The sequence below is a fragment of the Chloroflexota bacterium genome, assembly GCA_018829775.1.
Classification (GTDB): domain Bacteria; phylum Chloroflexota; class Dehalococcoidia; order Dehalococcoidales; family RBG-16-60-22; genus E44-bin89.
On sequence record JAHJTL010000101.1, the window covers coordinates 1 to 7,371 of the forward strand.

7 protein-coding genes are annotated in these 7,371 nt (G+C 49.4%); 2 read left to right on the plus strand and 5 right to left on the minus strand.

The window, feature by feature from the left end:
* The first annotated feature begins 13 nt into the window (after window positions 1–13).
* Complete coding sequence (locus KKD83_10110; GenBank protein ID MBU2536500.1) at window positions 14–613, plus strand: DedA family protein; 600 nt, start codon at window positions 14–16, stop codon at window positions 611–613.
* Between the two features lie 57 nt (window positions 614–670).
* A complete protein-coding gene (locus KKD83_10115) occupies window positions 671–1,900 on the plus strand; it encodes a hypothetical protein (protein ID MBU2536501.1) in 1,230 nt (409 codons plus the stop codon).
* Between the two features lie 49 nt (window positions 1,901–1,949).
* Here KKD83_10115 and KKD83_10120 read toward each other — a convergent pair whose 3' ends face one another.
* The 5 genes from KKD83_10120 to pilM all read right to left on the minus strand — a co-directional run bounded on the left by KKD83_10120 (window position 1,950) and on the right by pilM (window position 7,358).
* Window positions 1,950–2,750 carry a hypothetical protein gene (locus KKD83_10120; GenBank protein ID MBU2536502.1) on the minus strand — a complete coding sequence of 267 codons (801 nt, stop codon included), beginning with the start codon at window positions 2,748–2,750 and terminating at the stop codon, window positions 1,950–1,952.
* A gap of 91 nt (window positions 2,751–2,841) precedes the next feature.
* On the minus strand, window positions 2,842–3,576 hold the full coding sequence (locus tag KKD83_10125; protein ID MBU2536503.1) for an aspartate/glutamate racemase family protein: 735 nt from the start codon (window positions 3,574–3,576) through the stop codon (window positions 2,842–2,844).
* A gap of 152 nt (window positions 3,577–3,728) precedes the next feature.
* On the minus strand, window positions 3,729–4,637 hold the full coding sequence (locus KKD83_10130; protein MBU2536504.1) for a cysteine synthase: 909 nt from the start codon (window positions 4,635–4,637) through the stop codon (window positions 3,729–3,731).
* A gap of 191 nt (window positions 4,638–4,828) precedes the next feature.
* The gene (locus tag KKD83_10135) at window positions 4,829–5,899 is read right to left on the minus strand and encodes a PilT/PilU family type 4a pilus ATPase (protein ID MBU2536505.1); all 1,071 of its coding nucleotides are present in this window, start codon (window positions 5,897–5,899) and stop codon (window positions 4,829–4,831) included.
* A 4-nt stretch (window positions 5,900–5,903) separates the two neighbouring features.
* Window positions 5,904–7,358 (minus strand): pilus assembly protein PilM, encoded by a 1,455-nt coding sequence (gene pilM / locus KKD83_10140; protein MBU2536506.1) that lies wholly within the window; start codon window positions 7,356–7,358, stop codon window positions 5,904–5,906.
* Between the last annotated feature and the right edge of the window lie 13 nt (window positions 7,359–7,371).

The window sequence follows — 7,371 nt, forward strand, 5'->3', positions numbered from 1 at the left end:
AGAACAAGCAGTTTTGGATTTCGTCAGCAATACCTACAACCTGATAGGTTGGCCGGGTGTTGTCGTCATGATGGCTATAGAGAGCGCCTGCATTCCCCTGCCCAGTGAGATAATAATGCCTCTTGCCGGCTGGATGCTTATTAAGGAGAAATCTCTCAGTGTGGTCTATATAGGGGCAGCCGGTGCCTATGGGGCTTTAGGAAACACGATTGGCTCGGCTCTGGCCTACGGGATAGGTATGTGGGGAGGACGTCCATTTCTGGAAAAATACGGTAGATACATCTTGATATCACGCCGCGATCTGGACCTCGCCGACCGCTGGTTTTACCGATGGGGAAGCTGGTCCGTTTTCGTTTCCCGGTTAATGCCTGTAGTGCGCACCTTCATCAGTTTACCGGCCGGGATAGCCAGAATGCCTTTTCTTAAGTTCCTTTTCTACACTTTTATCGGCTCTTTTATATGGAGCGTGGGGCTGGCCTATGGAGGGTATCTGTTGGGTGAGCACTGGGAGCAAATACGAGCCGTCATGCGTCCTTTTGACCCATTTATTATCGCGGTGGCTGTTGTTTTTATTGCCCTTTATATTTATCGTCACATAAGACATATTAAATAACCAAGGACAAAGTATTATAATGAGATTTACAAACTCTGGTTGATGGAGGGAGCTGCTATGAATTCGCGTGAGAGAGTATATGCTGCTGCTAACCACAAGGAGCCTGATAGGGTACCTATATGTTTTGGGGGTGCTGGCGGAAATTTTATCACCGAGTGTCCACCGAATGGCCGGGTTTGCTCCCAGCTTTACGAGTACCTTGGCTTGAAGGATGCCGAGCCGATTAAAATAACCGATGTATTTACTCAACCTACCAACATCGACCAGCGAGTGGTGCAGAGACTCCATTCCGATATGCTCCAGGTTGGATGCAACGCGCCACGCGTAACTGTTGAACCGGACGGCTCCAAGACCTGGCCATGGTTCTGCGGTATGCGCATAAGAAAAGTGGGTTTATACGATGAACCATTTGATTTTCCCTTACGGCATATGACCACCAAGGCGGATATCGATGCCTATCCCTGGCCAGACCCCTCGGTGAATATCATGGATGGCGTGGTGGAGAGGGCCAGGTATCTTCACGAGGAAACAGACTACTTCGTTGTGGGCAGGTGCATTTCGACCATGCTGCCTTTCCTTGGCTATGCTTTACTGAGCGGTATGGACAAATGGCTCACAGACATAAAAATAGACCCCAAATTCTACCACCAGTTGTCGGAAAAGCTTCTGGAAATCGGCCTGGCCGTCAATGAGCAGTTCTTCGGGGGCATCGGCAAGTACCTGGATGCGGCCAATGTCTATGACGACCTTGGCACTCAGGAAGGGCTTTTCATGTCTCACGATGACTATGTACAGTTCATTAAGCCATATACCGCGGAGATAATTAAGAATATCAGAAAACATCTGCGGCCGGAGGCAAAGATTATCTTACACAGTTGCGGTTCGGTATATAAAGCCATACCCGACTTAATAGAGATTGGGGTAGAAGTCCTAAACCCGGTACAGCCACTGCCTAAGAATATGGAACCGTGGCGACTGAAGAAAGAGTTCGGTGACGACATCGCCTTTCTCGGCGGCTTCGATATACAGCAATTGCTGCCTTTGGCGACGACGGACGAGGTAAGGGAGGGAGCGAAAAAGCTCATCCAGGAATATGCTCATGGTGGAGGGTTCATCTTTGCCACGGCGCATAATATTGAGCCCGATACCCCGCCGGAAAATATCGTGGCGGCCTTCGATGCGGCGTATGAATTCGGCAAGTATCCGATATCTGAGCCCAGTGGAGAAAGCTATGTTGAATTCATCAAAGGGCTGAACCTGCAGGGGCGTAAGCTGGGCATCAAATGACCGTAAAGCCGCCCGGCGAAAAGGGATTCTTCGTGTGAGCGGAGCCCCTTTATCCCTTCATCTGCTTAACTATGTCCAGGCAGAGATTGTAAAACAAGGCCTGGTCGATTGAATAGAGCATTATCTTAGCGCCCCGCTCCAATGCCGCCTTGGCTGCCCTGGGGGTGAGCTCAGGCCAGGGTATGGCCATAGTTGGAATGCCGGTTCTATTGGAAATCTCTATTACCTTATCGAAGGCCTCCATTATAAACGGATGGTCCCAGTCCACGTCCTGCCCGGGCTCGGTGAGGTCCTGCGCCAGGTCTCCCCTCCCGAACCACACCGCGTCTACATTCGGTTTTAATTCAGCGTAGATTTCCTCCAGGTTATCGAAGGCTTCCTTATCCTCCAGAATGGGAATAACCATCGTCTGCTGACTGGAGTGTTTAAGATAGTCATCCCAACCGCTTACGTGGTAATTGGCGGCACGGATTACAGGGCATATGCCACACTTGCCCTCCGGGGGATATCGCACCGAAGCCACCGCCCTTCTGGCATCCTCCCTGTTCTTTACGTGAGGGACGATTACTCCCTGAGCGCCGGCCTCTATCGACTGGCGAATGAGGCTGGGGTTGTTCTCCGCAACTCTAACCACCGTGGTGATAACAGCGGCATCGGCGGCGCGAATGCAATGTTCCATTGTCTCAACATCGACACGGGAGTGCTCCATGTCAAGCATATAGAAATCGAACCCGGTATAGGCAAGGATTTCTATCATGGAGGGATTGCCGGTATAGATTTGCATACCGAGAGGAATCTGCCCTTTTGCCAACGCTTCCAGGATGCGGTTCTTCTTTGGTCTGAAGGTCATTATCATTTACCTCCTGTCGTGGTCTTAAGCTCGGGCGAATTGCGCCTGTACGGGGACTGCTTCTAGGCTCTTGATTAGAAGTAGTGCCAAATCATTTCAAATCCAATGTTTTCGGAAATCCTTTTATCTCTTTAGTTTCCGGCGGTCGGAACGTCCTGATTTTGCTCGTCTTTTTCCCGCAATCGATGATTCCCTCAATCATTTTCACCGCCGCCACAACCGGGTCGATTACCGGTACGCCCAGTGCCCGCTCCAACTCCCGGTCAAGCCCGACCATGCCAGCGCAGCCCAGGCAAATCACTTCAGCTCCGTCTTCTTCCACGGCCTGTTTTCCCGCTTTTAATAAAGCATCCCTGGCCTTTTCTCTATCCCTTTCAAAGTCCAGGACAGGTACATTGGTGCATCTAATCGAGGCGCATCTGCTTTCCACGCCATATTTCCTTAACAGCGCCTCCCTGTAAGCGGTAAACCTATCGAGCACAGACAGTATGGAAAATTTGTACCCCAGCATGCAGGCCATGTAAAAGGAAGCCTCGGCTATACCGATAACCGGAGACTCCGTAAGCTCCCGACTTGCATACAGGCCCGGGTCGCCAAAGCAGGCGATGATAAATCCATCGAATTTTTCTTTTATACCTAGCTTGACTTCTTCAATGACCCCCACTGTAGCTAATGCCTCATCATAGAAATCCTCAACGGAAATCGGCCCGCGCTTGGGGCTCACGACCACCATTTCCGTGTCCGGCCGGGCACACCCTCTGGCGGTTTCTTCAATAGACCTGGTCATTTCCAGGCAGGTATTGGGGTTTATTATCTTGATCTTCATTGTTGCACTATAACCTCATACCATTTTATCTGTATAGAAAGCAAGCCAAACTTATAACACTGATTTTATTACCAATTACTTCAGGATTCAATGAGGCATCGAATTATCAGATGGTACAAGCGGGTCAGGACAAGAGTGAGGTGAAACAGGTATCAGGGAGGGCATTTGGCACATATCGACCTGAACAGCGTGGTGCTTAAATACCGGTCCCCTCTATCAGGCAGTATCACAACAATTATGCCGGAATACAGGTCTTTGGCTATCCGCAAAGCGGCTGCTACTGCGGCACCGCTTGACATACCAACAAAGATTCCTTCCTTTGTGGCCAATAATCTTGATACTTCAAATGCCTCGCCGTCCTCAATAATGACCTTTTCGTCCAGTCTCTCCGGGTGATATATTCCAGGAATAATCGACTCATTCATATTCTTGAGTCCCTGTATCGTGTGTCCTTCAGTCGGCTCAACACCAACGATTTTGACTGCTGATTTCTTTTCCTTGAGATATTGACCCGCTCCCATAAGTGTTCCTGTCGTTCCCATGCCGGCAACGAACACGTCGATTTCTCCCTCGGTCTGGGTAAGGACCTCAGGGCCGGTAGTTTCGTAGTGAGCCAGGACATTGCTGTCATTGTCAAACTGGTTGGGCATATAATACATTTCCGGCTGGTCACTCAGTGCCTGATGGGCGGCTCTGATGGCTCCGTCGGTACCTTCTCTTGCCGGGGTAAGCACGGTTTCGGCACCAAACGCGGTCAGGACGAGATGTCGCTCCACACTGACACATTCCGGCATGAAGAGTTTTACCCGGTATCCTTTTGCCGCGCCTATCATGGCCAGGGCAATGCCCATATTTCCAGAGGTGGGCTCAATGATTGTCTTCCCTCTGGTAAGTTCCCCGCTCTCCTCAGCGTTTTTAATCATGTAATAAGCCGGACGGTCTTTGACCGAACCGCCGGGATTATTTCCTTCGAGCTTTCCCAGAATCTTTACCCGTGGATTCCCGTTCAAATTGGTCAGTTCGACCAGAGGCGTGTTCCCCACGGCATTCAATATGCTCATCCGGCTTATTGCCTTCACTGCCTTGCTACTCATTAGACAATGTCCTGCAGGTGCAATTTGCTCAGTAATGTTCCGGCATTAATTATAGAAGGATTAAACGTGATTGTCGAATCAAGGTCGCCGCATTGAAACCGAGGGTTGTATTTAAACCAATGACCGCGAGGTCGTGAATTCGAGTCTAACCCCCTTGACTATTCAACCTCAACTTGGCCAACGAGTTTCGTCACCTCTTCGCGGTCATTGCAGAAGGCAAGTAAACTATCACCTCCTATTACTCCTCTCCGATATAAATCAATTAAGGAGTGGTCAAGGAGCATCATGCCCGAACTGGCCTGGGTGACTATTGAGTTGGGCAGCTGATGAATTTTACCTTCGCGGATGATGTTCTTTATGGCAGGGTTGGCCAGCATTATCTCCACTGCAGCGGCTCTCCCGGAACCGTCAGCCCTGGGGACAAGTGCCTGACACAGAATACCAAGGAGCAGGGACGCGAGACGGGTCTGGGCAAGGTGTCGTTCATGGGTGGGGAAAAGGTCGACGATTCGCTCTACAGCCTGTGATGCGCTTGTGGCGTGACCGGTGGTAAGGATTAGATGCCCCGTTTCCGCCACGGTGAGCACGGCGGCTGCGGTTTCCAGGTCCCTCATTTCCCCCACCAGAATGACATCAGGGTCTTGCCGCAGTATGTGTTTCAGCGCATCAGCAAAGGACAGGGTATCGCTGCCCAGTTCTCGCTGGGTGATGGTGCACTTATGATTCGAGTAAATATATTCAATCGGGTCTTCCAGGGTGATAATTCTTTTGTTCTCCACTAAATTCAGGTAGGTGATCATAGCCGCCAGTGTGGTTGATTTACCGCTGCCGCTGGGTCCGCTCACCACTACAAGCCCCCTCGGTTTCAAGACAAGGTCTTTACAGATCTGGGGTAATCCCAGTTCATCAAGAGAGGGAATGACCAAAGGAATGATTCTAATGGCAAGCGTGAGGGTGCCACGCTGTTTGGCAGCATTGCAGCGCAGCCGGCCCGCATCTGGCATTGTGTAGCCGAAATCCAGTTCCAAAGAATGGTGGAAGTTAGCCCTTTCTTTTTCAGCGGTAATCTGCTGAAATGCATGAGCTACGTCGTCGGAGGTCAGTACTGGGAGGTCTTCTTGCGATATTAATAGACCATTGATGCGAAAAATTGGACAGCTATCAACCACAAGGTGTAAGTCGGAAGCGCCTTTCTCTGCTGCTGAGCGTACTAAGGGAAAAATGTCCATTCTCTTAGTTTCCAATATGGAGAACCACGTTAAATTGTACCTCTTGGTCCTCAATTCTACTCATGTTCGCAATTTTGATGCGAGTAAATCTTCCACTGGCCTTCAGTTCACTCAGATATGATAAGGCCTCCTCTTCACTTGTCGCCAGGCCGGTTAATGTGAATGAGGTATCGGTATGATTGATTTGGGTGAGGCTCACTGTGTCCGGCATGGTATTTATAGTAACTGCCAGGTCACCATTCATTTTTTGGCTCTGCCTTTCGAAATTCGCCAAAGCAGCAGCAATATTACCGCGAAAGACCTCGATATTTTTCATTTCTTGCTCAGATTTGCCAATGGTATCAATTAGCTGTTGCCTTTCAGTGAACTTTTGCTGGAGTAGTTGCGTTGTGTTATTTAATTGGCTCCGTATATCGGAAGCATCAGCCAAAGTGCTTCGAATTGTCAGCGTAAGAAGCAGGAGAAAAGCAACAGCGCTTATAAAGCCAGGCACCGCTGTAATTCTTATTAATGAAATTGGCTCAGGTTGGTAGACTTTGGGTAGAAGGTTCAAATTGCTTAGCAAAAGTGAGGAACCATTTAGCGGCAGGATCTTCTTGAGTACTAGCCCCATATTCGCCATATATCGGTTAGGGTTCAATCCATCGGGATTCTCAAATGGAGGTGGCATGGGTATAACTGGACGATCTAGTTTGTGTGAAAGAGCCTGGCTTTGGCTGGCTGCGTCAGCCAGCTCTCCAGACACAAATACTGGTAGAGCAGGTGTGAGAGGAAATTGTTTATTATCAGTATTATAGAAATCAATAGTTCTATTAATTTCATTTTGAATCATAGATAATTTATCCTGCGAAGATATTTTTTCGTCGGGAAAACTGACGGTTCGCACAGGGTGCGGAATACCATCAGCCTTAATGATAATGTCAAATTCAGTTGGTTGTACATCGACAATTATGGCCGTCATGTCCTTCACCAGTCTTGCCAGAAGTATAGGTTTCGTATCCATTAAATCTGGTTTCAGCCCGGCAAGTTGCAGCGTATTGACCAATGCATCTGCTACGTTTTGCGGCATTGCCGCCAAGAAGACCCGCGCTTTCCCTTCCGTGGCTGGCAATGATTTCCACGAAAGGTATAACTGCTCGGGAGAAACCGGCAGTACCCGCTTTGCCTCTCGCCTTACCGCTTCCTCCAGCATATCTTTGGGAAGCTGAGGCAGAAGAATCGGGCGGGTAAGACAGTGCAAGCCGCTGATGCCAAGGATAACTTTTTTTGAATTTATCTTGTGCACTTTAAAAAGCTGCCTGATTTTGGCGGCAACCTCTTCCGGTTTCTGAACCACAGAGTTTTTCACCAGGCCGGGCTCAAGAGGTACGTCCGCCCATTTCTTGACCCGTTGCCCGCTCGTGACCATGAGCCGGATGCTGGTATCGTCGATGTATAAAGTGACCGCTTTCTTCGCCATTGCTTAACTTTCC

What these genes read in the sequence shown, in the direction of transcription:
- KKD83_10115 (MBU2536501.1), top strand. Translation starts at nt 671, where the DNA reads ATGAATTCGCGTGAGAGAGTATATGCTGCTGCTAACCACAAGGAGCCT.
- KKD83_10120 (MBU2536502.1), bottom strand. Translation starts at nt 2,750, where the DNA reads ATGACCTTCAGACCAAAGAAGAACCGCATCCTGGAAGCGTTGGCAAAA.
- KKD83_10125 (MBU2536503.1), bottom strand. Translation starts at nt 3,576, where the DNA reads ATGAAGATCAAGATAATAAACCCCAATACCTGCCTGGAAATGACCAGG.
- KKD83_10130 (MBU2536504.1), bottom strand. Translation starts at nt 4,637, where the DNA reads ATGAGCATATTGAATGCCGTGGGGAACACGCCTCTGGTCGAACTGACC.
- KKD83_10135 (MBU2536505.1), bottom strand. Translation starts at nt 5,899, where the DNA reads ATGGACATTTTTCCCTTAGTACGCTCAGCAGCAGAGAAAGGCGCTTCC.
- pilM (MBU2536506.1), bottom strand. Translation starts at nt 7,358, where the DNA reads ATGGCGAAGAAAGCGGTCACTTTATACATCGACGATACCAGCATCCGG.